This is a genomic window from Agarivorans albus (genome assembly GCF_019670105.1).
In the GTDB taxonomy this organism is placed as follows: domain Bacteria; phylum Pseudomonadota; class Gammaproteobacteria; order Enterobacterales; family Celerinatantimonadaceae; genus Agarivorans; species Agarivorans albus.
Map to the genome: position 1 here is coordinate 3,265,917 of NZ_AP023032.1, position 25,352 is coordinate 3,291,268.

General features: G+C 43.9%; 28 protein-coding genes. 4 read left to right on the forward strand and 24 right to left on the reverse strand.

Annotated elements, in window-relative coordinates:
* Positions 1-23: 23 nt before the first annotated feature.
* Positions 24-1,334: a 23S rRNA (uracil(1939)-C(5))-methyltransferase RlmD gene (gene rlmD / locus K5620_RS14770; RefSeq protein WP_016402846.1), complete on the reverse strand. Its 1,311-nt coding sequence runs from the start codon at positions 1,332-1,334 to the stop codon at positions 24-26.
* 94 nt (positions 1,335-1,428) lie between these two features.
* On the opposite strand from rlmD, the gene barA reads away from it, so the two are divergent.
* Entirely contained in the window at positions 1,429-4,206 is a 2,778-nt protein-coding gene (gene barA / locus K5620_RS14775; RefSeq protein ID WP_016402847.1) for a two-component sensor histidine kinase BarA, read from the forward strand.
* A gap of 78 nt (positions 4,207-4,284) precedes the next feature.
* Here barA and K5620_RS14780 read toward each other — a convergent pair whose 3' ends face one another.
* The 12 genes from K5620_RS14780 to rpoE form a co-directional block, all read right to left on the reverse strand.
* Positions 4,285-4,584: a hypothetical protein gene (locus K5620_RS14780; protein WP_016402849.1), complete on the reverse strand. Its 300-nt coding sequence runs from the start codon at positions 4,582-4,584 to the stop codon at positions 4,285-4,287.
* A gap of 14 nt (positions 4,585-4,598) precedes the next feature.
* Entirely contained in the window at positions 4,599-4,973 is a 375-nt protein-coding gene (gene acpS / locus K5620_RS14785) for a holo-ACP synthase (RefSeq protein WP_016402850.1), read from the reverse strand.
* A gap of 3 nt (positions 4,974-4,976) precedes the next feature.
* On the reverse strand, positions 4,977-5,717 hold the full coding sequence (gene pdxJ / locus K5620_RS14790; protein WP_016402851.1) for a pyridoxine 5'-phosphate synthase: 741 nt from the start codon (positions 5,715-5,717) through the stop codon (positions 4,977-4,979).
* Between the two features lie 24 nt (positions 5,718-5,741).
* The gene (gene recO / locus K5620_RS14795) at positions 5,742-6,449 is read right to left on the reverse strand and encodes a DNA repair protein RecO (protein ID WP_016402852.1); all 708 of its coding nucleotides are present in this window, start codon (positions 6,447-6,449) and stop codon (positions 5,742-5,744) included.
* A gap of 2 nt (positions 6,450-6,451) precedes the next feature.
* Positions 6,452-7,351 (reverse strand): GTPase Era, encoded by a 900-nt coding sequence (gene era / locus K5620_RS14800; protein WP_016402853.1) that lies wholly within the window; start codon positions 7,349-7,351, stop codon positions 6,452-6,454.
* A complete protein-coding gene (gene rnc / locus K5620_RS14805; protein ID WP_016402854.1) occupies positions 7,348-8,022 on the reverse strand; it encodes a ribonuclease III in 675 nt (224 codons plus the stop codon). Before rnc ends, era begins: the two co-directional genes overlap by 4 nt.
* A gap of 7 nt (positions 8,023-8,029) precedes the next feature.
* The gene (lepB, locus tag K5620_RS14810) at positions 8,030-8,944 is read right to left on the reverse strand and encodes a signal peptidase I (RefSeq protein WP_016402855.1); all 915 of its coding nucleotides are present in this window, start codon (positions 8,942-8,944) and stop codon (positions 8,030-8,032) included.
* Position 8,945: 1 nt separating this feature from the next.
* On the reverse strand, positions 8,946-10,745 hold the full coding sequence (gene lepA, locus K5620_RS14815; RefSeq protein WP_016402856.1) for a translation elongation factor 4: 1,800 nt from the start codon (positions 10,743-10,745) through the stop codon (positions 8,946-8,948).
* A gap of 199 nt (positions 10,746-10,944) precedes the next feature.
* On the reverse strand, positions 10,945-11,409 hold the full coding sequence (locus K5620_RS14820; protein ID WP_016402857.1) for a SoxR reducing system RseC family protein: 465 nt from the start codon (positions 11,407-11,409) through the stop codon (positions 10,945-10,947).
* The gene (locus K5620_RS14825) at positions 11,393-12,406 is read right to left on the reverse strand and encodes a MucB/RseB C-terminal domain-containing protein (RefSeq protein WP_016402858.1); all 1,014 of its coding nucleotides are present in this window, start codon (positions 12,404-12,406) and stop codon (positions 11,393-11,395) included. Before K5620_RS14825 ends, K5620_RS14820 begins: the two co-directional genes overlap by 17 nt.
* A gap of 32 nt (positions 12,407-12,438) precedes the next feature.
* Entirely contained in the window at positions 12,439-12,975 is a 537-nt protein-coding gene (locus tag K5620_RS14830; RefSeq protein WP_016402859.1) for a sigma-E factor negative regulatory protein, read from the reverse strand.
* Positions 12,976-12,996: 21 nt separating this feature from the next.
* Entirely contained in the window at positions 12,997-13,575 is a 579-nt protein-coding gene (gene rpoE, locus K5620_RS14835) for an RNA polymerase sigma factor RpoE (RefSeq protein ID WP_016402860.1), read from the reverse strand.
* Between the two features lie 202 nt (positions 13,576-13,777).
* Between rpoE and nadB the strand changes: the two genes are divergently transcribed.
* Positions 13,778-15,391, forward strand: coding sequence for an L-aspartate oxidase (gene nadB / locus K5620_RS14840; RefSeq protein ID WP_016402861.1), 1,614 nt, complete (start codon positions 13,778-13,780; stop codon positions 15,389-15,391).
* A gap of 52 nt (positions 15,392-15,443) precedes the next feature.
* Here the strand turns inward: nadB and K5620_RS14845 are convergent, their stop codons facing one another.
* Together K5620_RS14845 and K5620_RS14850 are read right to left on the reverse strand one after the other, a co-directional pair.
* Positions 15,444-15,701: a hypothetical protein gene (locus K5620_RS14845; protein WP_016402862.1), complete on the reverse strand. Its 258-nt coding sequence runs from the start codon at positions 15,699-15,701 to the stop codon at positions 15,444-15,446.
* A 127-nt stretch (positions 15,702-15,828) separates the two neighbouring features.
* Entirely contained in the window at positions 15,829-16,074 is a 246-nt protein-coding gene (locus tag K5620_RS14850; protein WP_016402863.1) for an FAD assembly factor SdhE, read from the reverse strand.
* A 155-nt stretch (positions 16,075-16,229) separates the two neighbouring features.
* Between K5620_RS14850 and ygfZ the strand changes: the two genes are divergently transcribed.
* Together ygfZ and K5620_RS14860 are read left to right on the forward strand one after the other, a co-directional pair.
* A complete protein-coding gene (gene ygfZ / locus K5620_RS14855; protein ID WP_016402864.1) occupies positions 16,230-17,174 on the forward strand; it encodes a tRNA-modifying protein YgfZ in 945 nt (314 codons plus the stop codon).
* Positions 17,175-17,208: 34 nt separating this feature from the next.
* Positions 17,209-17,421 (forward strand): DUF1289 domain-containing protein, encoded by a 213-nt coding sequence (locus K5620_RS14860; protein ID WP_016402865.1) that lies wholly within the window; start codon positions 17,209-17,211, stop codon positions 17,419-17,421.
* Between the two features lie 69 nt (positions 17,422-17,490).
* Here the strand turns inward: K5620_RS14860 and pstB are convergent, their stop codons facing one another.
* The 9 genes from pstB to K5620_RS14905 all read right to left on the reverse strand — a co-directional run bounded on the left by pstB (position 17,491) and on the right by K5620_RS14905 (position 25,331).
* A complete protein-coding gene (gene pstB / locus K5620_RS14865) occupies positions 17,491-18,240 on the reverse strand; it encodes a phosphate ABC transporter ATP-binding protein PstB (protein WP_016402866.1) in 750 nt (249 codons plus the stop codon).
* A gap of 9 nt (positions 18,241-18,249) precedes the next feature.
* Positions 18,250-19,092: a phosphate ABC transporter permease PstA gene (gene pstA / locus K5620_RS14870; RefSeq protein ID WP_016402867.1), complete on the reverse strand. Its 843-nt coding sequence runs from the start codon at positions 19,090-19,092 to the stop codon at positions 18,250-18,252.
* On the reverse strand, positions 19,092-20,027 hold the full coding sequence (gene pstC / locus K5620_RS14875; protein ID WP_016402868.1) for a phosphate ABC transporter permease subunit PstC: 936 nt from the start codon (positions 20,025-20,027) through the stop codon (positions 19,092-19,094). Before pstC ends, pstA begins: the two co-directional genes overlap by 1 nt.
* A 77-nt stretch (positions 20,028-20,104) precedes the next feature.
* Positions 20,105-20,920: a phosphate ABC transporter substrate-binding protein gene (locus tag K5620_RS14880; protein ID WP_152781665.1), complete on the reverse strand. Its 816-nt coding sequence runs from the start codon at positions 20,918-20,920 to the stop codon at positions 20,105-20,107.
* A 217-nt stretch (positions 20,921-21,137) separates the two neighbouring features.
* On the reverse strand, positions 21,138-21,704 hold the full coding sequence (gene mepK, locus K5620_RS14885) for a peptidoglycan L,D-endopeptidase MepK (RefSeq protein WP_040307430.1): 567 nt from the start codon (positions 21,702-21,704) through the stop codon (positions 21,138-21,140).
* A gap of 154 nt (positions 21,705-21,858) precedes the next feature.
* On the reverse strand, positions 21,859-23,598 hold the full coding sequence (locus tag K5620_RS14890) for a L,D-transpeptidase family protein (protein ID WP_016402872.1): 1,740 nt from the start codon (positions 23,596-23,598) through the stop codon (positions 21,859-21,861).
* Between the two features lie 109 nt (positions 23,599-23,707).
* Positions 23,708-24,247 (reverse strand): DUF924 family protein, encoded by a 540-nt coding sequence (locus tag K5620_RS14895; protein ID WP_016402873.1) that lies wholly within the window; start codon positions 24,245-24,247, stop codon positions 23,708-23,710.
* A 21-nt stretch (positions 24,248-24,268) separates the two neighbouring features.
* On the reverse strand, positions 24,269-24,712 hold the full coding sequence (locus K5620_RS14900) for a hypothetical protein (protein ID WP_040307432.1): 444 nt from the start codon (positions 24,710-24,712) through the stop codon (positions 24,269-24,271).
* On the reverse strand, positions 24,705-25,331 hold the full coding sequence (locus K5620_RS14905; protein ID WP_016402875.1) for a helix-turn-helix transcriptional regulator: 627 nt from the start codon (positions 25,329-25,331) through the stop codon (positions 24,705-24,707). Before K5620_RS14905 ends, K5620_RS14900 begins: the two co-directional genes overlap by 8 nt.
* Between the last annotated feature and the right edge of the window lie 21 nt (positions 25,332-25,352).

Below are 25,352 nucleotides of genomic sequence, written 5' to 3' on the forward strand. Positions count from 1 at the left end.
CAACACAGGTTGCTCATCAACCATTAACGTTCAAATAAAGCCATTGTTTCTACATGTTCAGTGTGTGCGAACATGTCTACTAACGCCAACTTACTTAAGCGATAACCCGCCTGTTTAAGCACTTTGGCATCTCTGGCTAAGGTAGCAGGATTACATGAGACATATACTACGGTGCTTGGACTAAGCTTGGCAACCTGTGAAATGGCTAGTTTTGCTCCTGCTCGAGCAGGGTCGAGTAATACTTTATTAACCTTGGTTTTCTGCCAAGCTTTAGCGGTTTCAACTTGCTCTAAATCGCCGCTAAATGCACTAACGTTGCTTAAACCATTTGCCTCAGCATTAGCTAGCACTTGCTTAGTCATTGCAGCAACACCTTCAACCGCAATCACTTGCTGCGCTTTTTGCGCCAGAGCCAAGCTAAAATTACCAATACCGGCATACAAATCCAGTATTTGGTCTTCTGCACAAGGCTGTAACCACTCTAAAGCCTGAGAAACCAGAGCTTGATTCATGGCTTCATTCACTTGAATGAAATCACCGGGCGTGAAGGCTAAGCGCAAATCCTGTTCAGCCAAATCGTAGTAAGCCTGCTCCCCCAACAAATAGCTCGATTGCTCATCGGTAGCGATGACAAGTGCTATGGAATATTGCTGAGCAAAGCTACGTAATTGCGCTGCAATTTTATCGGAAGGCTGGTTACGAACACGGATCCGACAAACAATTCTCGGCTGGCAGTTAATAAGCTCGATATGACCTAAATTGATAGACTTTGGCCATGTTTTTAATAATTGCTGAAGGGGCACCAGTAGAGCCGACAGTTGCGGTTTAAGCACAATGCATTCTGATATAGCCACAATGTCTTTACTGGACTTTTTACGAAAACCAAGCTGCCAACCACGCTGCTTATCAAACCAAGTGCTCAAACGTGTAGCGCGTCGGTAATGCCAATCATCTCCACTTAATATTTCAAACTCGGGTAAGTCTTGATAACCAGACTGGCGGCTGATGAGTTCAGCTACCGCTCTTTGTTTGTAATCTCGCTGAGCCTGAGCCGACAAATACTGGGCACGGCATCCGCCACACTGTTGGTAGAACTGACAAGCTGGCTCGATGCGCTGGGGCGCATCATTTAAACGTTTAAGTAACTTAGCTGGTCCCGATTTAGCACTAGGCAACACATCAACCCGCTCTCCAGGCAACACCTCGTCAACAAAATAGGTTTTGCCTTGGTGTTTTACCACTCCGTTTAAATGGTGATCAAGCGCTAGAACCTGAGCGTCTCTAATTGCCTTTATCGAGGTTGATTTTGCTTTTGCTTTAAAAAATTGGGCCATAGAAGAGACTTATTTACTCGGTGAATACAAAAAAGGACGGGCTTATGTCATCATAAGCGATTGGAACCATGTCATTTTCCCATAAGAAACGTTTATGACCAAGTATGGCTTACGCGCCCGCGTATATATTCTCACTATTATACCTACACTTTTTGTCGGTATCTTGTTGGCGAGCTACTTCACCTTTAATCGAAATCAGCAATTAGATAACTTTGTTATCGAGCAGGGTGTTAATGTTATTGAGCCTCTCGCCATCGCCAGTGAAGTTGGCCTAAGCCGCTATAACCGGGAAAAAGTAAAATCGCTGATTAGCGTTACTCATCGAAAAATGTCACCGTTAATTAAAAGTATTGCAGTGTACGATAAACACAACCAACTTTTTGTAACCAGTAACTACCACCGCAATATTCGCTTGCTACAAAGCGATCCAGAATTACCGCTGCCGCAATCAACTCAGGTAGAAATTTACCCCAATCGAATTATTTTGCGTGCACCAATCTGGGCCGAAGCCGAAGGTAGTTTTGCCGCCTTTAGTAACGGAAAACCAGAGCTGCTGGGTTACATCTCAATGCAGTACAACAAAGACCGCGCCTTACTGCTGCAGTTTAGGGATACCACGGTAGCGCTGTTTATTGTGTTATTTGGCGTACTCATTAGTGTGTTATTCGCCTTCCAATTAAGTAAGCAAGTTACCCAACCCATTACCAACATGGTGAACATTGTTGACCGGATCCGCCAAGGTCGCTTAGATGCCCGTGTTGATGGCAGTTACACCGGCGAGTTGGGGTTGCTGAAACACGGTATTAACTCCATGGCTAAATCGCTAGCCGAATATCATGAGGAAATGCACCAAAGCATTGATCAAGCCACGAGTGATTTGCGTGAAACGCTTGAACAGATTGAAATTCAAAACATTGAATTAGATATTGCCAAAAAAGAGGCGCAACAAGGCGCTAAGGCGAAATCGGAATTCTTAGCTAACATGAGCCACGAATTAAGAACTCCGTTAAATGGTGTCATTGGCTTTGCTCGTCAATTGCTTAAAACTCAGCTAAACAGTAATCAAGCCGACTACCTGCTTACCATTGAAAAGTCAGCCAACAATCTACTTGCCATCATTAATGACATTCTTGATTTCTCTAAACTAGAAGCAGGAAAACTCAAGCTCGAGCGCATTGATTTTAACTTCCGCGATACCATCAACGACGTGGTAACACTACTAGCACCAAGTGCTCAAGATAAAAACTTAGAACTTAACTTGCTGATAGAACCTAGTGTGCCAGAAGGTTTACGTGGCGACCCACTGCGTTTACAACAAGTTTTCACTAACCTACTGGGCAATGCCATTAAGTTTACCCATCAGGGTGAAATTACCGTTGTGATTAGTTTAATCAAGCAACAAGGCCAGCAAGTAGTGCTTAATGCTGCGGTGAAAGATACTGGCATTGGTATTTCTAAAGAACAGCAATCGCAACTATTCCAGGCCTTTAAACAAGCAGATACCAGTATTAACCGCGAATACGGCGGCACCGGTTTAGGCTTAGTCATTACTCAAAAGCTGGTTCAACACATGGGTGGCGATATCAAACTAAGCTCCGAGCCGGAAAAAGGCGCAGTGTTTAGTTTCGATATTCACTTAGAGCAGGCCAACATGGTACTGGGAGCCCCGCTGCCACTAACCGCGCTAAGTCAGCTATCTGTGTTGCTATATGAACCACACCAAGTCAGCCAGTCTGTGATTAGCGGTTTAGCCCAACAGTGGCAATTGCCACTGCAAACCGCAACTGACGATGCTCAATGGCAAAGCGCGATAAAAGACTTCTCAGGTACAGTAATCATTGGCCATAGCGACTGGCAAACACTCGAGCCCTTACAAAAGAAAATAGCCGAAGCGCTAGAGCGTAGCTCGGAAGTGATTGTATTAATCAACTCCAGCGATCCAGATATTCACCAACGGGTTATTGAAGCAGGTGCTAAACACTGCATGAGTAAGCCAATTAACCATCGCAAACTGGCGCAAGCATTAGTTGATGAGAAGATTGCTGTAAATGATGTTGTTACACCAATGGCAAAAGTTTCCCGCTCAAAACTGGTGTTAAAGGTGCTAGCGGTAGATGACAACGCAGCAAACTTAAAACTTATATCAGCAATGCTGCATGAACTGGTTACCCAAGTTGATACCTGTACTAATGGCTTAGAAGCCATCACTAAAGCTGAAGAAGAAAGTTACGATCTCATCTTAATGGATATCCAAATGCCGATTTTAGATGGCATTAGCGCTACCCAAAAAATTCGCCAGAACAGTAAAAATGAACAAACCCCAATTATCGCGGTTACTGCGCATGCTCTAGCCGGCGAAAAAGAGCAGCTATTGGGGCAAGGTGTTGATGATTACCTAGCAAAACCCATAGATGAATCGTCACTAGAGAAGCTTATCCACCGCTGGCAACCCAATGCTAAATTGCTTAGCCGAGAAGACTTTGCCGCCACCTTGGATCAACCCAAAACCATTGAGTTTGAAAATGCCAGCCTGTCTTGGCAGCTAGCCATGCAACGCGCTAACAACAACCAAGCATTAGCCATAGATATGTTTGTTATGTTGCAAGACAGCTTTGTAGAGATAGAAGAAGCAATCGAGCAGATACTGAATCAGCAAATTAATGCGGATGAGTTTGTGCTGCTAGTTCATCGCTTCCGCGGAGGTTGTGCATATAGTGGTTGTAAGCGCTTAGAGTCACTTACAACCACCATTGAAGATAGCCTACGTCAGCACGGTGATGTTGCTCAAGTTGAGCCTGAGTTGTTGGAACTAAGTGATGAAATTGAAAAGGTCAAACAGGCTGCCAAGCAGTTAAATCAGCAGCTAAGCTAAGCTTCCAAGGTATTTGGCGCAAAATAAAAGCCGCTATTATGCGGCTTTTTTCTTTGGCAATCATTGTTAGCAAGCTCACTAAATATCTTGATTAGCTTCTTGCTCTTTAAGGAAGCGACCGGTTAATACTTGACCGCGATTACGATTACAGTACCAGTTATAAAATGGGTAGCTAACCAAACCAAATAAGGCTGTTACTAACGCATTACTAAACGGCGAAATAATCATAGGCAATATTGCCTGAATAATGTTGCCACCATTCATTACCGTATAAATAAGTAATGCCAAACCAGCAATCACACCCACACCAAAACCTACCAAGGCTAATAACTTCATTAGACCAAACAGGTCTAACTGAACGCGATATCGTTCAACCAATGTTCTTCTCCTAATTAGCGCTCTAGTACTACGGTAGCTACCGCGTAGTCACGCTCATCACTAATACTAATAAACTGGCTGCTTACCTCAAGCTTCTCGCACAAGGCCATTGCAGCGCCGCTAAATACCAACTCAGGTTTGCCAAATTGGTTATTGGATACTTCTATTTGTTGAAAACCAACACCTTTGGCAATTCCTGTTCCCAGTGCTTTTGCAGCTGCTTCTTTGGCAGCAAATCGTTTTGCTAAAAAACGCGCTGGGGCAGCATGTTGCTCAAACCGCGCAAATTCAGCTTCGGTTAATACCCGCTTAGCCAATGCATGCATTTGCTTGCTATTGGCTATTCGCTCTACTTGAACGATATCGGTACCTAAACCTACAATCGCCACAGTTTATGCTTCACCTTGGCGAGCTTGAACCATCAAGGTTTTCATTTCACGCACGGCTGCATCCATGCCAACCATTACTGCACGAGCAATAATCGCATGACCAATGTTAAGTTCAATAATTTCTGGCATAGCAGCAATCGGCAATACATTATGGTAATGCAAGCCATGGCCAGCATTTACTTTTAAGCCTTTGTCTGCAGCATAACTGGCCGCAGCGGCAATCTTTTTCAGTTCAGCTTGCTGCTCGGCTTCATCTTCGGCATCGGCATAATGACCAGTGTGTAGCTCAATGAATGGCGCACCAGATGCAGTAGAAGCATCAATTTGCTCATCATCGGCATCGATAAATAGCGAAACTAAAATACCCGCGTCAGTTAGCTTAGTAACAGCTTCGGTGATTTTTTCAAGATTGCCAACAACATCCAGACCACCTTCGGTGGTTAACTCTTCACGCTTTTCTGGCACCAAACACACAAAGTGAGGTTTGTGCTCACAAGCAATGGCTACCATCTCGTCGGTAACAGCCATTTCTAGGTTTAAGCGGGTTTGCACCGTTTGACTCATGATAGCAACATCACGGTCAACAATATGACGACGGTCTTCTCTTAAATGAATGGTAATACCATCAGCGCCAGCCATCTCGGCAATACCAGCAGCAAGCACAGGATCTGGGTATGTCGTGCCGCGTGCTTGGCGAAGTGTGGCGATATGATCAACATTTACGCCTAATAAAATCTCACTCACAAATATTCCTTTTTCAACAAGGCCTTAATTGAAGGCTCTATTGGTAGTTTTAATTTGACTGAACAATTTGCGACTGGTCAACTCTCTGCCATTGAGCAGTTGGGCAATCACAATTCGACAAAATCTTTTGGCACATAATAAGTGTTGTGCTTGCTGTGGGTCAAAAGCTAATAACATAAGTATTTCCTGATAGCTAAATTCCACCTGCGAAAAGCGGCTGTTGCTAACCACAAAACCTTCATGCAACCGGTATTGATAGCTAAGACCTTGAGCGAATTCTTGCGGCTCGGCTAGGGCAAAACCCAATTCAGCCACCAACAACAGCTCAAACTCGCGCAAACACCCCTCTAAAGGCTGTTGTTTGGCTAAGGCCATTAAGCTGTCTTGATAATGATGATACAAGTTTGGATAAGCGGTATTTTCTTCCAGCAAGTAATAGAGCAGCTCATTAAGGTAAAGGGTGCTATAAAGATATTGTCCAAACAGCGGTAGCGCTAAATTACTGGCTTCAACCTGCTTAAAGTTACGTAAACTGCCTTTACCACTAAGCTCAACTAATAGAGGAACGCCGGGTTGCAATATGCCTCGCCACTTAGAGCGTTTCGCTCTAGCCCCGCGAGCCACAGCACTCACTTTGCCATATTCGAGGGTAAACAGCTGAACTAACAAACTGGTTTCTCGATATGGCCGCGTATGAATAACAAACGCGGGTGTGAGTGCCTGTTCAGGCAAGCTTATTCGTCTCCGTAACCTAGACTACGCAAAGCGCGTTCGTCGTCAGCCCAACCAGATTTAACTTTAACCCACATCTCCAAGAATACTTTGTTATCAAACAAACGCTCCATGTCTAGACGGGCTTCTTTACCGATGGTTTTTAACTTATCGCCTTTACTGCCAATAATCATGCGCTTTTGACTAGGGCGTTCTACCAAAATAAGTGCGTTAATTTGGTAAACACCGTTTTCTTGCATTTTGAACTGCTCAATTTCTACGGTGGTAGAATATGGTAGTTCTTGGCCAGTAAATCGCATCAACTTTTCACGCACAATTTCTGCCGCCATAAAGCGTGAAGAGCGATCGGTAATGTAATCTTCTGGGAAGAAGTGCACGTTCTCAGGCAAGGTTTGCTGTGCCCAATCACGCAGCTGTTCAACATTTTTCCCCTGCTTAGCGGAAATAGGCAGAATATGAGAAAAGTCGAATTTCTCCTGCATCATTTGCATGTGCGGAAACAGCTCTTCTTTTTCTTGTACGTTATCCACTTTGTTAATTGCCAATACAACTGGCACTTTCAAGTGGCGCAACTTGCCTAAAACCAACTCATCATCGGGGTTCCACTTGGTACCTTCAACCACAAAGATCACCATCGAAACATCGCCCAGCGAACTGGTAGCAGCTCGGTTCATTAAGCGGTTAATTGCCCGCTGTTCTTCAATGTGTAAACCCGGCGTATCAACAAAAATTGTTTGATAAATATCATCGGTATCAATGCCCAAAATACGGTGGCGCGTAGTTTGTGGCTTTTTAGATGTAATGCTTACCTTTTGGCCTAAAATAGCATTCAGTAAGGTCGATTTACCCACATTTGGACGACCAACAATGGCTACAAAGCCACAACGGGTATCATAGTTCATACTAAACGCTCCAATACCAATTCAGCCGCCACCTGCTCGGCCTTGCGGCGGCTAGTGCTAATCCCAATAATAGGCTTTTCCAAACCTTCTACTGAGCAGCTTACGGTAAATTGCTGATTATGAGCTTCGCCTTTAATTTCAACGACTTGATAATCAGGTAAGGCTTGCTTTCTAGACTGTAGTATTTCTTGCAATCTAGTTTTAGGATCTTTCTGGCTAAGGCCTGGTTCTATAGTATTTAAGCGATCTTTATACCAACGCAAAAGCATTTCTTTGGCGCTATCGTTACCGCTATCTAAATATACAGCGCCGATAATAGCTTCAACGGCATCGGCCAATATTGACTCACGGCGAAAACCACCGCTTTTCAATTCACCAGGACCAAGCTTAATATACTCGCCTAATTCAAAACTGCGCGCTAACTCAGCTAGGGTTTTCCCCTTTACTAAGGTTGAGCGCATGGGGCTTAAATCGCCTTCCGACACATCTGGAAAGCGGTGATACAGTTCGTCGGCAATTACCCAACTAAGCACTGCATCCCCTAAAAACTCGAGACGCTCGTTATGCACGCCACCAGCACTGCGGTGAGTAAGCGCTAGGTGCAATAAACTGTCATCTTTAAATGTATACCCTATAGCACGCTGCAAGCGTTCTGGGTTTGAGCTAATCATCATCTACCTACTTGATCGCGCCAATGCGATTAAATCGAACACCTGTGGGTATCCATCCCGGTAATACTGAATCTTCAGCACGCTCAAATTCAAAGCTAATCCATATTGCTACCGCTTTGCCCACTAAGTGGTCGTCTGATACAAACCCCCAGTAGCGACTATCGGTACTGTTATCACGGTTGTCACCGAAGGCTAAATAGTGGCCTTCTGGTACAATCCACTCATCTTTAGCCGTGCCCGGCTGTTGATAGAAGTATTGCACACGATCTGGTGCTGCAGGATTTATCAAAATCTCGTGCTCAACTTCTGCTAGGCTCTCTCGATAATTCTCTAGAGCCATTGGACCTTGTTTAAAACGCCCCGAAACTTCAAAATCCAAGGGTACAGGTTTTAGCTCAGGACAAGGTTTAGCTTCACACTTAGGTTGAATAAACAGCTGCTTACCACGATATATCACTCTGTCGCCAGGCAGGCCAACAATGCGCTTAATGTAATCAATACGGGTATCTTGAGGGTACTTGAATACCGCAATATCACCACGTTCAGGCGAACCAGTTTCAACAATAGTGCTACGAGTAACTGGATCTTTTAAGCCGTAAGCAAACTTTTCAACCAAGATAAAGTCGCCCACTAACAGCGTGGGCATCATCGAGCCAGAAGGAATTTGGAAAGGCTCGTAAATAAACGAACGCAGCACCATCACAATCGCAATAACCGGAAACACCGAGCGACCATTCTCAATCCAGCTTGGTGGTGTGGTTATCTTTTCTTCTGCATCGTTAGGCAAGTCGCCACCTGCAGCGGTGCGAGCATCCTGCAGTTTTAGTTCGCGCTGCTTTTCCCAGTGAAACTTATCTAAGGCCCAAATAATGCCCGTAACAAACGTAGCAATTACCAGAATTAGCGGAAATATTGTGGCCATGTTAATCCTTACCAATATGAAGTACGGCTAAAAACGCTTCTTGAGGCACTTCCACGTTGCCTACTTGCTTCATACGTTTTTTACCTTCTTTCTGCTTCGCTAGCAGCTTCTTCTTACGACTTACGTCACCACCATAACACTTGGCGATTACGTTTTTGCGAAGTTGTTTAACCGTAGAACGAGCAATAATGTGCATGCCAATAGATGCTTGAATCGCGATATCAAACATTTGACGTGGAATAAGCTCTTTCATCTTATCAACTACCTGACGCCCACGAGATTCAGAGTGATCTTTGTGAGTAATCAAGGCTAGCGCATCAACTCTATCGCCGTTAATCATGATATCTACACGCACCATGTTAGCAGCATTAAAGTACTTGAAGTTGTAATCCAAAGACGCATAGCCACGGCTGGTAGACTTAAGTTTATCGAAGAAATCCAACACAACTTCAGCCATTGGTATTTCATAAGTTAAGGCAACTTGCTTACCGTGATAAGCCATGTTCTTTTGGATGCCGCGCTTTTCTACACACAGAGTAATTACATTACCTAAGTATTCTTGAGGAACCAGAATATTTACTTCGGCAATTGGCTCGCGAATCTCTGCAATATTGTTAGTAGGTGGTAACTTAGCAGGACTATCTACATAGATAACTTCGCCTTTGTTCATCTCGACTTCGTAAATTACGGTTGGCGCTGTAGTGATTAAATCAAGATCGTATTCACGCTCTAAACGCTCTTGAATAATTTCCATGTGCAACATGCCTAAGAAACCACAACGGAAACCAAAACCTAAAGCGGTAGAGTTTTCTGGCTCATAAAATAACGAAGAATCGTTAAGGCTTAACTTAGCTAGCGCATCACGGAAGTTTTCATACTCATCAGAACTGGTAGGAAACAAACCCGCGTATACCTGGGGTTTTACTTTTTTAAATCCAGGCAAGGCTTCGGTAGAGCCATTTTTTTGGGTAGTTAAGGTATCACCAACCGGTGCGCCCAAAATTTCTTTAATACCAGCGATTACGTAACCTACTTCACCGGTTTTTAATACTCCGGTATTGGTTTGTTTAGGAGTAAATATACCCACTTCGTTAATCACATGTGCTTGGCCCGTAGACATTACTGTCATGCGCTCGCCTGCTCTTAACTCACCGCTTTTAATACGTACTAGCGATACAACGCCTTGGTAGTTATCGAACCATGAATCAATAATTAGCGCCTGTAGCGGAGCCGTATCATCACCTTCTGGTGGCGGTACGTCACGCACAATGGTTTCTAATACATCTTCAATACCTAGGCCTGTTTTAGCTGAACAAACCGTTGCATCGGTGGCATCAATACCTACGATATCTTCAATTTCTTCCGCTACGCGGTCTGGATCTGCCTGTGGTAAATCAATTTTGTTTAGTACTGGAATAACTTCTAAGTCCATTTCCATAGCGGTATAACAGTTCGCTAAGGTTTGGGCTTCTACGCCTTGCGCAGCGTCAACAACCAGTAAAGCACCTTCACATGCCGCCAGTGAACGTGACACTTCATAAGTGAAGTCAACGTGTCCTGGGGTATCAATAAAGTTAAGCTGATAGGTTTCACCGTCTTTAGCGGTGTAATCCAAGGTTACACTTTGTGCTTTAATGGTAATTCCGCGTTCGCGCTCTAAGTCCATAGAGTCAAGAACCTGCGCTTCCATTTCGCGCGCGCTCAATCCACCACAGTGTTGAATCAGGCGATCAGATAAGGTCGATTTGCCATGGTCGATATGGGCAATAATCGAAAAGTTACGAATATTCTTATTTATCAAGAGCTTACCTATAAAAAGTCATCTATACGCGAATTAAGATTCGCTTTTCTTAAAAATGCAGCAATCGCGCATTATATCGTTGACGCGGATACTACCACAATCCACTCAGAACCAAAAAAAATGCAGGCTTAAATTAGTAATTGTTTTGTATTCCCTAAAATCAAAAAACGCCCATTACAGGGCGCTTTCTAAAAGAAGTTTATTGCTTAGCATGCATTTGGGGGCGATATCGGGGCTGCCGTGCAAAGTAACGAGTAAAGCCACGAACCAATAAAAAGCCTAGGGCTAAACCTAGTAAGGTGCAGATGGCAATAGCCCATTCACCAGCAAAGCCTTGCATAGTGATAAATTTACCGAATGCTGCGCCTATAATCAGCATGGCGATGGGAACAAGATAAACAAGCAATGCACTTTGCAGCATGTTTTTGGCGTTCAAGGCTAACTCTATCTGGTCCCCCACCTCAACCGTTTCAGTAAGCTTTACCTGAAGCTGATGAACCCGAGTAGGAAAGGCTTTAGCTATCGCACTATTTCCGCAATTGTCTGCACTGGCACAACTGCCACAAGCACTTTTACTTACACATTCAACTTTCGCGTAACCGTCACTTACCTCAACAACCTTGGCTGTTTCGATGATTAATGCGGAATTACTGGGCCGGCTCAATGGGCTTCTCGAAGTAAGGACCAATGGTTACTGAATCGGCCATTTTTGAGGCAGTTTCTGGTGGAATTTCACCAACAACGGTGATTTCTATGCCTTTACGTACAACGGTATGTAGGCTGGTCGCACCTTGGCGAACCAGTTGTTCACGTAAGGGGTTAGTCTTGCCAACGGCATTGGCATAAACCGAAATATCAAACAGACCATCGCTAAGTTTTATGTAATCAACAGATTCTGATATCGCTGCCAAGGAGTGCTGTTCTTTTTGGGCAACCTTCATCCCTTTAGGTGACCAACCCAAGCGCCAATTAATTTGGTGCTCTTGTTTATCTACCGATTCTTTACCCATTACAGTGCTAGGCAACTCTAAGCTGGCCAATTCAGTCATCCATTCACTGGGCTTTTCATATTCAGCCAACGTCACAGCCATATGCTGTTCAATCAATTCACCTGTTTGATCAACCACATCTAAACGCAAGGGTAAGTGAGATGCGTAATCAATCCATAGGTATAAACCGTACAAATCGGAAGACTTCGGCACTATGCGCATCACCTGTGCGGGTCGACCGGCAACGCGACTTTTACCTGCAATCACTAAGTCAAAATTGCTTTGTAAATCTTCCAGTTTTACCGCCGCTAAATTGCCAAACATGCCGGGTAAACGACTTGAGGCCAAACTGTAAGGTGATTGCCCTGGTTCAAAAAACGCTACGGTACCTTCACGGTATACAGCTTCATTCGCAGGGCCGTTTAAGTACACGCGGTGGGCAACCTCTACCCCATTAACCACTCCGTGAATTAAGCGCACTGGCTCAATGTGCCCTTGGCGAACCACAATATAAGAAAGCTCATACTGACGCTGATGAAAAGCCTGTTGGTAATTGTGTAATAAACTCACCGCAGGGCTGGTTTGGCTAACGGAGGTAGCCGAGGCATCAGAGGTGGTTACGGGGGACTCTGCTGAAACAGAAAAAGATGCCAGTAATAAGATTACTGGCATCGAGATAGTCTTTAAGCGCATAGGCTAATTATTTACTCTACAATTCGTTGCTGGAAGCGATGGTCCTGTAAGTAGGCGCTAATACGCTTACGCTGTTCCATAATTTCAGCTTCACTTAGCTCACGAGGCTGAGGGTTAGACTGTAAGCTAACTGGTGCTACAGCTCCACCTACCGGTACTGTGCTAAATACGGGTAAAGGTTGGTCAGCATCGTTGGCTTGATATGAATATTGCTGAACACCAATAATAGCGGCTACCGCTACCGATGCAGCAATTGCATATTGCCCAGCATATTTGAAGAATCGAACAACACGTACTGACGATTCTTTTTGTTCGGCCGCCTGAGGTTTAGGGGCTACAATCGCTGGCTCTTGCTCCAAGGCAGCAGCTACACCACTAGCAATATCAATATCGATTTGCTTGGGAGTTTCTCCGCGAAGTACATCACCAATTAAATGATAATTACTCCACTGCTCTGCGTGCTCCGGCTCATTGGCTAACAGATCTAACAGTGCTGCGTCGGTTAATTCGTTATCAACCAGTGCGGATAACTGTTCTTTATTTGCCATATTAGTCATCAATCCCCAAAGTTACCTACTTAAAAGCGGTTGTATTCGCTTTTCAATTGCATCCCTTGCTCGGAAAATCCGTGATCTCACGGTCCCGACAGGACAATCCATTACATTGGCAATCTCTTCGTAGCTTAAACCATCTATCTCTCGAAGAGTAATTGCAGTGCGCAAATCATCAGGTAGTCCTTCCATTGTAGCAAAAACTACCTCTTTTATTTCTTCAGATAACAACAAAGTTTCTGGAGTGTCGGCTTCTTTCAAAGCATCTGCGCCATCATAGAACTCTGCTTCATCAGCATCCACATCATTTGCAGGCGGTCTACGACCTTGAGCAACAATGTGGTTTTTAGCAGTATTTACTGCAATTCGGTATAACCATGTATAAAACGCACTTTCTCCTCGAAAGTTTGGTAGTGCACGGTAAGCCTTAATAAACGCGTCTTGCGTTACATCGGCCACATCCCCGTGATTCACAATATAGCGTGATATAAGGTTTGCTACCTTATGTTGATACTTTTGTACCAACAAATTAAATGCCGCCTTATCGCCACGTTGCGTTCTTTCGACCAACGTTTGATCTGTCCACTGTTCTGACATTTGTAACTACCGTCCTCCTAATGCTTGAGATTCGGTAGCTTTTTTGGCGGCACATCTCTTCAGACTGCTTGTTTTCAAAAAAGTTCTCTTCCAACCAAATAAAATTTTTGCGCCTCTGTGAGACACTGCAAACTTGCGTAAGTTTCAGTTAAACTAGCTTATACTCCAATTTTTCTTTTAACTACGTATAAGAGCGCATCTAATGGAATACACTAGCGATGTTCTAATAATAGGCAGTGGCGCTGCAGGCTTAACTATGGCCTTAAACTTAGCTGATTATGCCAAAGTCCACGTACTGAGCAAAGGACCTCTCAAAGAAGGTTCTACTTATTATGCTCAAGGAGGCATCGCTGCTGTATTTGATAAGAATGACAGCGTAGAAGAACATGTCAATGACACCTTGATCGCGGGTGATGGCTTATGTGACGAAGATGCGGTTAAATTTACCGCAGAAAACAGCAAGCAATGTATAGACTGGCTAATTAATCTAGGCGTTCCTTTTGACCAAGAAACCGCCACCAATGGCGAGGCCAAGTACCACCTCACCCGTGAAGGTGGACACAGCCGTCGCCGTATTTTGCATGCCGCCGATGCAACCGGTAAAGCGGTACAAAAAACGTTAGTACGTGCGGTATTAAGCCACCCTAACATTACTTTGCTAGAGCGTTTCAACGCCGTTGATTTAATCACTGAAACTGACAACGAGCAGAAAAAAGTGGTTGGCGCGTATGTTTGGAACCGCAACAAAGAGCGAGTAGAGGTGGTTAAAGCCAAGTTTGTGGCAATGGCCACTGGCGGCGCAAGTAAGGTTTACCAATACACCAGTAACCCAGACGTAAGTAGCGGCGATGGCATTGCCATGGCTTGGCGTGCGGGCTGCCGGGTAGGCAATATGGAATTTAATCAGTTCCACCCAACCTGTTTATTTCACCCAGAAGCGCGAAACTTTTTGCTTACCGAAGCACTGCGCGGCGAAGGCGCGTTACTAAAACGTCCTGATGGCAGCCGTTTTATGCCAGACTTTGACTCTCGTGAAGAGCTAGCTCCACGAGATGTAGTAGCACGCGCTATCGATTATGAAATGAAGCGACTAGGTGCAGATTGTGTCTACTTAGACATTAGCCACCGCGATGATGAGTTTATTGAGCTGCATTTCCCTACTATCTTAAAGCGCTGTTTAGAGCTGGGGATCGACATCCGCAAACAAGCTATTCCGGTGGTTCCTGCAGCTCACTACACCTGTGGTGGAGTAGTCACCAACCTACAAGGCGAAACCGACTTAGCCAACTTATACGCCATTGGTGAAGTGGCCTACACTGGCCTGCATGGCGCTAATCGCATGGCCAGCAACTCACTGTTGGAATGTGTGGTATTCGCCCACGCGGCTAGTGAACATATAAAGCAGCACTTAAACGAGGTGCAGCTATGTAACAGCATTCAGCCTTGGGATGACAGCCAAGTAAGCGACTCTGACGAAGAGGTCATCATTAACCACAATTGGCATGAACTGCGCTTATTTATGTGGGACTACGTAGGCATTGTTCGCACCAACAAACGCCTGCAGCGAGCAATGCGCCGTATTCACTTACTGCAGCAAGAAATTTTTGAGTATTACTCAAACTTTAAAGTGGGTAATAACTTGTTGGAGCTGCGTAATTTACTGCAAGTAGCAGAATTAATTGTTGGCTGTGCGATGCGCCGTCATGAAAGCCGCGGCCTTCATTACAACCTAGATTACCCAGATAAGTTGGATAAAATCAAACCAACCATTCTCGACCCCAATACCTTCTATCAAGAAGAAGATAACGAAAGGTAATTAAAAAAGGCTTACATAGGTAAGCCTTTTTTGTAGCCATAAGTTTGCTTAGTTAAAGGCTTACTTCCGCCTTAGGGAAATTAATCACAAAGCACAACTTGCGATAAATATGCTCTGGCAAGCTGTCGGCAAAAATCAGTTTACATTTAGGTACATCTTGCTCAAATACAATCACCAAACAACAGCCAAATGCAACTCGAGAATAGCTTGACCATGTGCATTCAAGCTGTTCATCTTGTTGTTCAAAAACCATTTTGTCAGGGCTGAAGTAGCCACTAGGCTGATAATGCCACCAATGAGAGACAAGCACTGCACTGGTTAACAGACAAAAAACTATAAGCGGAAATAACTGAGGAAAGAGGCTTAAAACCAAGCCTTGGAAAAGCACACTCGCAGCTATCAAGTACAAGTAACTGCGCGAGCGATGAGCCGAAAAGTTACACTTTGACACGCTTAAGGATATGCTCAACCATGGCCGCTAACGGTGCATCTTCACATTCTTTATGGCCCATAAACCAAGCAAATAAATCAGGATCGTCACAAGCTAGTAAACGTTTAAAGGTAAGCTTTTGCTCGTCGCTTAGTTCATCGTAGGCTTCATCAACAAAGGGCATAAACAAAACATCTAGCTCTAACATCCCACGACGGCAAGCCCATTTTAAACGTGATTTATTTTCCTGCATGTTGTTCCTTGTAGACATGAGTTACACTGGTCAGCATCAACTTATTTCGACTAAAAGCCTTATAAGTAGTGCTGTAAAAGTATTGACGAAGATACCATTTCAACAACAAAATTACACCCTTATAAGCTTGACTTAGCTCTCAACGGAAGCCGACTATGTCTCAACAAACTTTATGTACTCTTCCTCCATTATTGGTTCAACCTTTGGATCAATGGCACCTAGTTAGAGTAAGTGGCGAAGACGCCCAAAGTTATTTACAAGGCCAACTTAGCTGCGATGTAAATAGCCTGTTACCGGGCCAACAAAGCTTGGCTGCTCACTGTGACCCTACCGGAAAAATGTGGTCGGTATTACGTCTACTGCGCTTGGAGCAAGACTACCTTTACTTGCAACCAGCATCTTTAGCAGAGTCACAATTAAAAGAACTGAAAAAGTATGCGGTGTTTTCAAAGGTAAATATCGAAACCGAATCCACATTACATACAGTAGCGGTAATGGGAGCCGAAGCGCCTCACTATATTGCCGAGCAATTTGGTGAAGAAATTGCCAGCCATGGCGGCCTAATTGAGCAAGGTATTTGTGTACATATTGATGGCCCGAAACGCCGCTACTTGGTGATCACAGAAGATAACAATTGGGGGGCAGATGCTCCTAACAGTGATCTTGATGCCAATGAGCTTTGGCGTGCCCTGCAGATTGTTTCTGGTTTACCCACCATTGAACAGGCAACTCAGCAGCAATTTATTCCTCAAGCGCTTAACTTGCAGCATTTAAACGCCTTAAGTTTTTCTAAGGGCTGTTATACCGGCCAAGAAACCATTGCTCGAGCCAAGTATCGCGGGGCAAATAAACGCGCTTCGTTACGTTTAGCAGGTCACGGTGCTACATTGCCTAAAGCTGGAGATAGACTAGAACAGCAAATGGGTGACAACTGGCGCGGCAAAGGTACAGTATTGCAAGCAGTTCAGTTAGAACCGGGTTACGTAGAGCTATTGGCAGTGCTAAACAACGATACCGATGCAGAAGCTAAGTTTCGCTTAGCAGGCGATGAGCAAAGCTTGTATACCATCGCTCAACTGCCCTACAGCTTAGTAGACTAAACTAGTATTAAGCGCCTGTAGAGATTGCCTAGCCATGGAATTACACAAACTTATTGATTCGCCCTGTATTAGGCAATGCACCCTTGACGGTGATGATGTTTGTGTTGGCTGCTTTCGCCACCTCGATGAGATTTGCGCTTGGAGTGGTTCTGACAATGCATCTCGAAAAGCGATTTTGCAGCGCTGTGAACAACGCCGAAAACTAGCGCCACAATGGCAATTTAACCACAGTATTGTTAAGCGCTAGAAAGCCATACTTTAGATACAAAAAAGCCGCAGAACATAGCTCTGCGGCTTTTATTTAATTGTCTAATACTTAACCAAAATCGCCATTCACGTAACCGCGAGTTCGCTCATCCACTGGCGCATTGAATACTTGGTCGGTATCGCCATGCTCAACCAACTCGCCCATCCAAAAGAAGGCGGTTTTATCTGAAATACGCTTAGCTTGAGCCATTGAGTGCGTCACAATCACAATAGTGAACTTTTTACGCAACTCGTCCATCAACTCTTCAATCTTGTGAGTAGCAATAGGATCTAAGGCACTGGTTGGCTCATCCATCAAAATCACGTCTGGTTGAATCGCAATGGTGCGCGCAATACACAGGCGCTGTTGTTGTCCACCAGATAAACCAAAAGCAGGGCTATTTAAACGGTCACTCACTTCATCCCATAAAGCAGCGCTGCGTAGCGCTGTCTCTACCGTTTCATCTAGAATTTTTTTATTGCGAATACCTTGAGCTTTTAAGCCGTAGGCTACATTTTCATAAATGCTCATTGGGAAAGGGTTCGCTTTTTGGAATACCATGCCCACCTTCATCCGAAGCGCTGCTACATTGCGATCTTGATAAATGTCTTTGCCTTCGAGCTTTACGTCACCTTTAATGGTTACGTTCTCAATTAAATCGTTCATACGATTTAACGTTCGCAATAACGTAGATTTACCACAGCCAGAAGGGCCAATTAACGCAGTAACTTTCTTTTCAGGGATCGGTAAGTTAATCCCTTTAAGGGCGTGAGTGTCACCGTAATGTAGGTCTAGTTGGTTAACGTCAAACTTATTCATATCAATCTCTTAGTAAGAAGCTTTGTTGAATCGGCTAGCGATCAGCTTAGTTGTTAGGTTAATAAGCAGTACTAAAACAATTAGCACTGTTGCAGTTGCATAAGCCTGATTCCATTCATGAACAGTGAACAATTCTTGAGTTAATTTGTATAAATGAACCGTTAAAGTTCGGCCTGAATCCATCACTGATTCAGGGATGCGAGTTACCATACCCGCGGTTAAGAATACCGGTGCAGATTCACCAATAATTCGACCGGTACTTAAGATAACTGCAGTAACAATGCCCGGCATTGCCGATGGTAGTACCACACGCCAAATGGTGTAAATACGTGAGCTTCCCAAACCATAAGAGGCTTCGCGATAAGCTTGAGGCACCGCAATTAGTGCTTCTTCGGTAGTACGAATAATCACTGGCAAAATCAAAATAGCTAGCGTTAAGGCGCCCGACAAAATAGAGAACCCCAAACCTAAAGTAACTACAAAGAAGGTCATACCAAACAAACCGTAAATGATCGACGGTATGCCCGCTAGCGACTCAGTACAGAAGCGAATAACCTTAACTAATTTACTACCTGGCTTTGCATATTCGGTCAGGTATAAAGCGGTCATAATGCCAATAGGTGCGGCAATTGCGATAGACAATCCAACCATGTAAATGGTTGAAACAATCATCGAGAAAATACCCGAGGTTTTGCCAACGGTTGTATAAGCAGAGCTAATAAACTCCCAGCTAACATGGCTTAAGCCGTTGCTTAAAATATGCCAAAGCATCCAAACCAAGAATAAAATAGTCATGCCGGCTCCGCCCCAAATAAGGCTAAGCGCAATTCTGTCTTCAATACGGCGGCGCATTACTTCACCCTCTTACGATTTAATACCACTAAGCTGGTATTCAAAATCATCACAAATACCAATAAAACAATACCCGTTGAATACAAAGAGCTAGCGTGAATGCCAGTCGCATACGACATCTCTAATGCAATGTTGGCGGTAAGCGAACGGGCTGAATCTAACAATGAACCAGGCATAGCCGTTGAGTTACCCATCACCATAATAATTGCCATGGTTTCCCCAACTGCGCGAGCCACACCCAGCACTACGCCTGCCAAAATCCCCGAGCGAGCAGCTGGCAACATCACCTTGAAAATGGTGAACATGGGTGAAGCACCCAATGCGTATGAGCCTTCTTTATAGGTACGAGGGATAGCGCGAATAGACGTTTCTGCAATAGTGATTACGGTAGGTAAAATCATCACCGCCAAAACAATGATAGCAGCTAACAAAGTACTACCAGCTGGAACATTAAACGTTGATTCAATTGCCGGAACAATAATAACCAAACCAAAGAAACCATATACTACCGACGGAATGCCAGCTAGTAGCTCTACGGCAGGGCGAATGATATTTGCCAACCATTTCGGCGCAACTTCAGCTAAGAATATTGCCGTTAGTAAGGCTACTGGCACGCCAATAACTACCGCACCTAAGGCCGATACCACCGACGCAACAATCATCGCGCCAATGCCATATAACGCTGGCGGATACCAATCTACACCAAGTAAGAAGTTGGTTAATCCAGCAAACTGAATGGCCGGTAAGCCCTCAAGCACCAAGAAGTAGCCAATAGTCGCTACCGATAGCACACCAATCAGAGCGCTCAGCAAAAACAGCAAGTTAAAGAAACGACCAACCCAGTCGACCTTTTGGGAAGACTGGCTAAGCGCTTCTAATAGCGCAGAATTTTTCAACTCAAATTCTTGAGTTGGAGCAGCAATCGTTTGATTCATTTTAAAATTATTCCAAAATCAACGTACAACAAAGAGGCATTAAACAATGCCTCTTTTCTTCGTTCCAAATGGGAAGCTTAATTAACTTCGATGTAGCCTTCTTCAGCAACAATCGCTTGACCATCAGTACCCATAATGAAATCTAGGAACTGTTGAGCTTCAGGAGCAGGCTGGTTGTTCACCAACAATACGAATGGACGTGCAATGCCGTAAGAGCCAGATTTGATGTTGTCTTTAGTCGCTGCTGCACCTTCAATAGATACTGCTGCTAAAGAGTCATCAACCGAACCTAAAGAGATGAAACCAATAGCGTAAGGGTTGTTAGCCACTAAAGTTTTAATTGCACCATTACCACTAGCAACCTGTGCACGTGGAGAGATAGCTGTAACAGTTACATCGTTGATTTTACGAGTTAGACCCATAATGTCTTCAAATGCACCACGAGTACCTGAACCTACTTCGCGAGTAACTGCAACGATAGGTTGGTCAGCGCCACCTACTTCTTTCCAGTTATTAATCTCACCCATGTAGATTTTTTTAACCTGCTCAATGCTTAAGTCTTTTATCTCATTAGCATTGTTTACAGCTACTGCAATTCCGTCCATTGCCATAACAATTTCTTGAGTTACTTCATTCTTTTCAGAATCTTTAACATCACGAGAAGACATACCAATCATGCTAGTGCCTTCTTTAGCAGCACGAATACCTGCAGAAGAACCAGTACTTTGAACTTCAACAACGTCATGCTGAGTTGCTTGGTATTTTTCAGCTAATACTTCCATGATTCCTGATACCGAAGTAGAACCAGAAACGGTAACAGTGTTACTTGCAAACGCGCTAGTAGCAAACAACATAGAAGCAGCACTTAATGCCGTGATTAACTTGGTTTTCATAACATTTCTCTTTGCAATTAAAAATAACAATCAATTTGTCTAAGTCGGGATGCATTGAAACAATCAAATATGACAGATAGATTACAAAAAGAATTAATAGGAGATTTTTTGGATTTATTCTGGAGTTTTTATTTGGATTTTATATTTAAAGCGGTTTTTATGACTAAAATTTAACAAAGAAAAGGGCGAACACAGCATTAGCAGTTCGCCCTAAGTATTAAGACCCGCGCCAGCTGCGCACCCTTCCGGTATCTAAGTGGATAAAACCACTAGCAGGATAATAGCCCACACCACCTAGTTTTAAATCAAGCGCATGTTGGTGAACCTTAGCTAGAGATTGCCCCTTAACTCGCAGATCCACAGCTTGTCCGGTCATATGGAAGCTTTTTCTGGCAACCCCACCACCATTTTTACGCAACATCTCATTGGTTGCTGGTGAACGATAGCCAGAAATAATGTCAAAATGCACCTCTCCGCCCAAGCGATCCTGCAGCAAGGCCATTTGCATATATAAGGCCTTATCCATTTCGGTGGCTTCATTACGTCTAAAATCACGTAACAATTGGTCCAACTGCCCTACTTCCTTGTCTTGAAACTCACCACTTTTCCAAAAACATACCTCACAGCTTTCGTTGGTATGTAAATTGGTCATGCTTAGAAAGCGCTCTCCTGGCAATTCCCTCGCAATACTAGAACTCGCATAGCTTTTTGGTATTCCAAGACCGACTAACCCAGCGCCTAACCCTAACAACAACGACCGCCGTTTTATATTTCGGTCTAACATCAACACTCACTCCAAATGGATCAAAAAACAATCAATTTGGAGAAAAATACCGACAAACAGCCTAAAAAGCAAACAAAGCACTAGGCTTTAGTCATACCATTTGGAAAAGGATCGTTTACAGATACCAGCTAGTAGTTTGTTTAAACTAGATTTTCTAGCTCGCTAAAAAAGAATCAACAGAGGCAAAATTATAAATATCTTTTCGATAATGTAGCCCACCACTACCATCAAACCACGAGGTAAAATACACCAAGTAAACGGGTACTTTTTGTTTCAATGGAACCCATTTAGGCTCACCTTTAGCAATCAAACGCTGTTTATATTGTTCGCTATAACCCGCCTGTTTGAGCAAAGTCTCTGCTAGGTAATCAGCTGCTTCAACCCGCACGCAGCCGGAGCTAAAAGCCCGCTGTTGTTCAGAAAACAGTTCCGGTGAAGAAGTATCATGTAAATAAACTGCAAACTGATTATCAAAATGAAACTTATAAGCACCTAGTGCGTTACCAGGCCCAGGGCGCTGGCGCATACGATAAGGAAAAGCGCCAGTGTCTTTAACTCGTGTCCAATCAATTTGTTCACTAGGCACGGCTTGCCCCTGATAGTCAAACAACTCAAAACGTTGCTGGTCAACGTAGGCAGGGTCACGACGCAGCTTAGGGATAATATCTTTACGAACAATGGTTCTTGGCACGTTCCAATAAGGGTTTATCACCACACTACTTATTTCACTCACCAATAAAGGCGTAGCTCGAGAAGCTCTGCCAACTACCACTTTTGATTGAAAAACCTCGCTGTCTTTATCTAGATAAGTCATCTGGTAAGCTGGCACATTAACCATAATACGCTGTTGGTTAGAGCTGAGCATAAAGCGCTCGAGTAACTGCTTACGCAGTAAATTTCTGGCCAACATTTTAGAGCGATTCACTGGCTTAAAGTTTAGCCAATACAGCGTATCGCTCCCGACTATGCCATCAGCCTTTAAACCATGTTGCGTTTGGAAACGCTTTAACGCAATTACAGTGTCTGCGTCCATAGTAGCTAATTGCAAATCAGCAAACTGATTAGCGATATCAAACTCAGCAAGACGCTGGCGAATTAAGGGCACCCGCCAATCGCGGCTGTTTAAACTAATCAGCGGTCCACTTGCAATATTCACTTGTTGTTTTCGCTGCTGTTGCACATTTAACCAATGCAAAATCTGCTGACGATAACGCAAACGCTCAATATTCAGTTCACCGCGCATACTACTTAACTGCTGATACAAATCTGCTCGGCTTAAGTGAGCCAACCACGGTTCATCAATTAGTATCACCAGGGGCGTAGCTGTAATGTTGTTTAAGGCCATACTTTGGGCATAATCTAAACGCATTAATTGCTGGCAAAATGCCATTAAGCCCAAAAAGGCATCGGTATATAAGGCTTCCCACTGGGGGTTATCGTTATTTATCGCATTTATTTGCGCCAGCCAATCACTTAACTGTTTTGGCCCCCCCGCTAAACTAAACTCCAGCAACATCCACTGCAGTTGGTCACGGGTATTTCTCGCCTGGGGGTATCCATACCAAAGTGAATCGGGATGAAAATATTGAATGGATTGTTGAAGATCTGGATAACGAACTTGGTAGTCTTCTGCCTTAAGCACCAAGGCTGACTCTCTACTCGCTTGAACTGGCCAACTTAAGCGACTTAATAAGCGCTCTCCTACACCTAATTCACTATTTGGAGAAGTATCTAAACCCTTAATAGCCGATTGCGAATTGTCAGTATCAAGATGAGTTTGATTGGCTTGTTTAAACACATTACTGGCTTGCTCGTTAGGCCCAAGCAAGCTTACCGCTGCATGAACATGCAAACTAAAACAACTTACAAAAATGCCCAACAACAACCTGCTCACTGGCTACTCCAACACCAAACAACACCCTTTAAGCTTAGTGTCTAACTGGTATTGGCAGCACAAAAAAACATGACAATTTTATGTCACAATTTTAAGTTGTTGAGATCATTTAGAAAGAAGAGTCGGGCCCTGCTAAAAAGGCGATTTCTTCAGGGCTAGACTCTCTACCAAGTATTTGATTACGGTGTGGGTAGCGTCCAAAGCGCTCAATAATCACTTTATGCTTTAGCTCAAACTGATAGTTATTTTCTAGCCCTGGAGCCTTAAACAACTGCTCTGCCTGCTGGTGAATAACTAGGGATTCGCTATGCATATACGGCATATATAAAAAGCTTCGCTGGCTTAGATTAAGCTGTTGATCAAACCCTTTTGCTACAGCTTGCTGCGCAAGGCATAGTGCTAATGAATCGTTAGCAAAAGCACCAGCTTGGCCACGATGAATATTTCTTGAGAACTGATCCAATATTATGATTTCAGCTAAGCTTGCTTGCGCTTGCTCACGCCAAGTAAATAACTCGCCACTGGCAGCTTGTTGCAACAAAGCAGAAAACTGATTACTTATGAGTTCATCAATCTTAGCGTCTACACTAAACCACTGTTGTGGATTTAGCTCTTCAAACCAAAAATCTAAAACGTCTTGATAAGCCATACTTGCCTCTTTATTCATTGGCTAACAGCCGCAGTCACCTTGTAAGTTCCACTGGCATTGCTGGTAGTTTTCAAAAGTGGAAATTTGACTTATATACCCTACAACTTCACAGCCTTGTTCTCCCCAAGTACAGCCAGGGCGAACTTGATTTTCTACTGTTATGGCTGTCGCTTGATAGCGAAAACTTTGAGCTAAACTCAATCCAGCTTGGGTTAACAAAGGGCTCTCTTTTGCTCCCCATAAACTCACTAGTTTTCCTTCGCGCATCATAATGGGATGAGTTCCATCAAGAGCGGTTTGCAACACAATGTCTGGACGAATCGGAAGCTTGGAAGGGAAATAATAACTGCAACCACATCCCCGTCGCTGCTCTGCCACTGGAATAGCTTGCAACTCACAGGAATAAACAACACTACTTAGCATTGCTAATAACGCAGTGCAGAATCCAACAACTAACTTATTCATAACCATCCAAAGGCGTTAAGGTATAAGCGCAGCGACGCGAGCCAGCAACAATGTGTTCGGTGCGCTCTACCTCACATTCGCTAAACAGTTTCTGCAGCATATCAAGTTCAGAGCGGCATAAACCTTGGCATTCGGTAGCAGCAATACAAATAGGGCAATGATCTTCAACAAACAGGTAAGCACTTTGCTGGCGCTGCCAATTAGCCATATAACCTTCTTGACTACGCTTATTGCTCAAAAGCTCTAACTTGTCGGCAATACTGGTAATTCCGTCCATCGCTTGCTGATAAGCACTAAAACTTTGTTGCTCACGATGACTAACCAATTGCTCTAAGCCAGACTCACCGAATACCTGCTTCACCGCGCCAATTAGCTGAACACTTAAGTCGCTGTGGCAATCAGGAAAGCGTCCATGGCCTTTATCGGTTAACTGCCAATATCGAGTAGGCCGACCTACTTTTACTTTTTTGTCGAAATGTTCAATTAGGCCATCACTTTCCAAACTTTGTAGATGCTGGCGAACGCCCATGGTTGTGATATCAAGCTGCTCGGCTAACATCTTTACCGTAAGCCCACCTTGGCTTTTTATTCGATACAAGATGTTATCTGTGGTTTTCATGCAATTGTCCTGCGCCTTTAT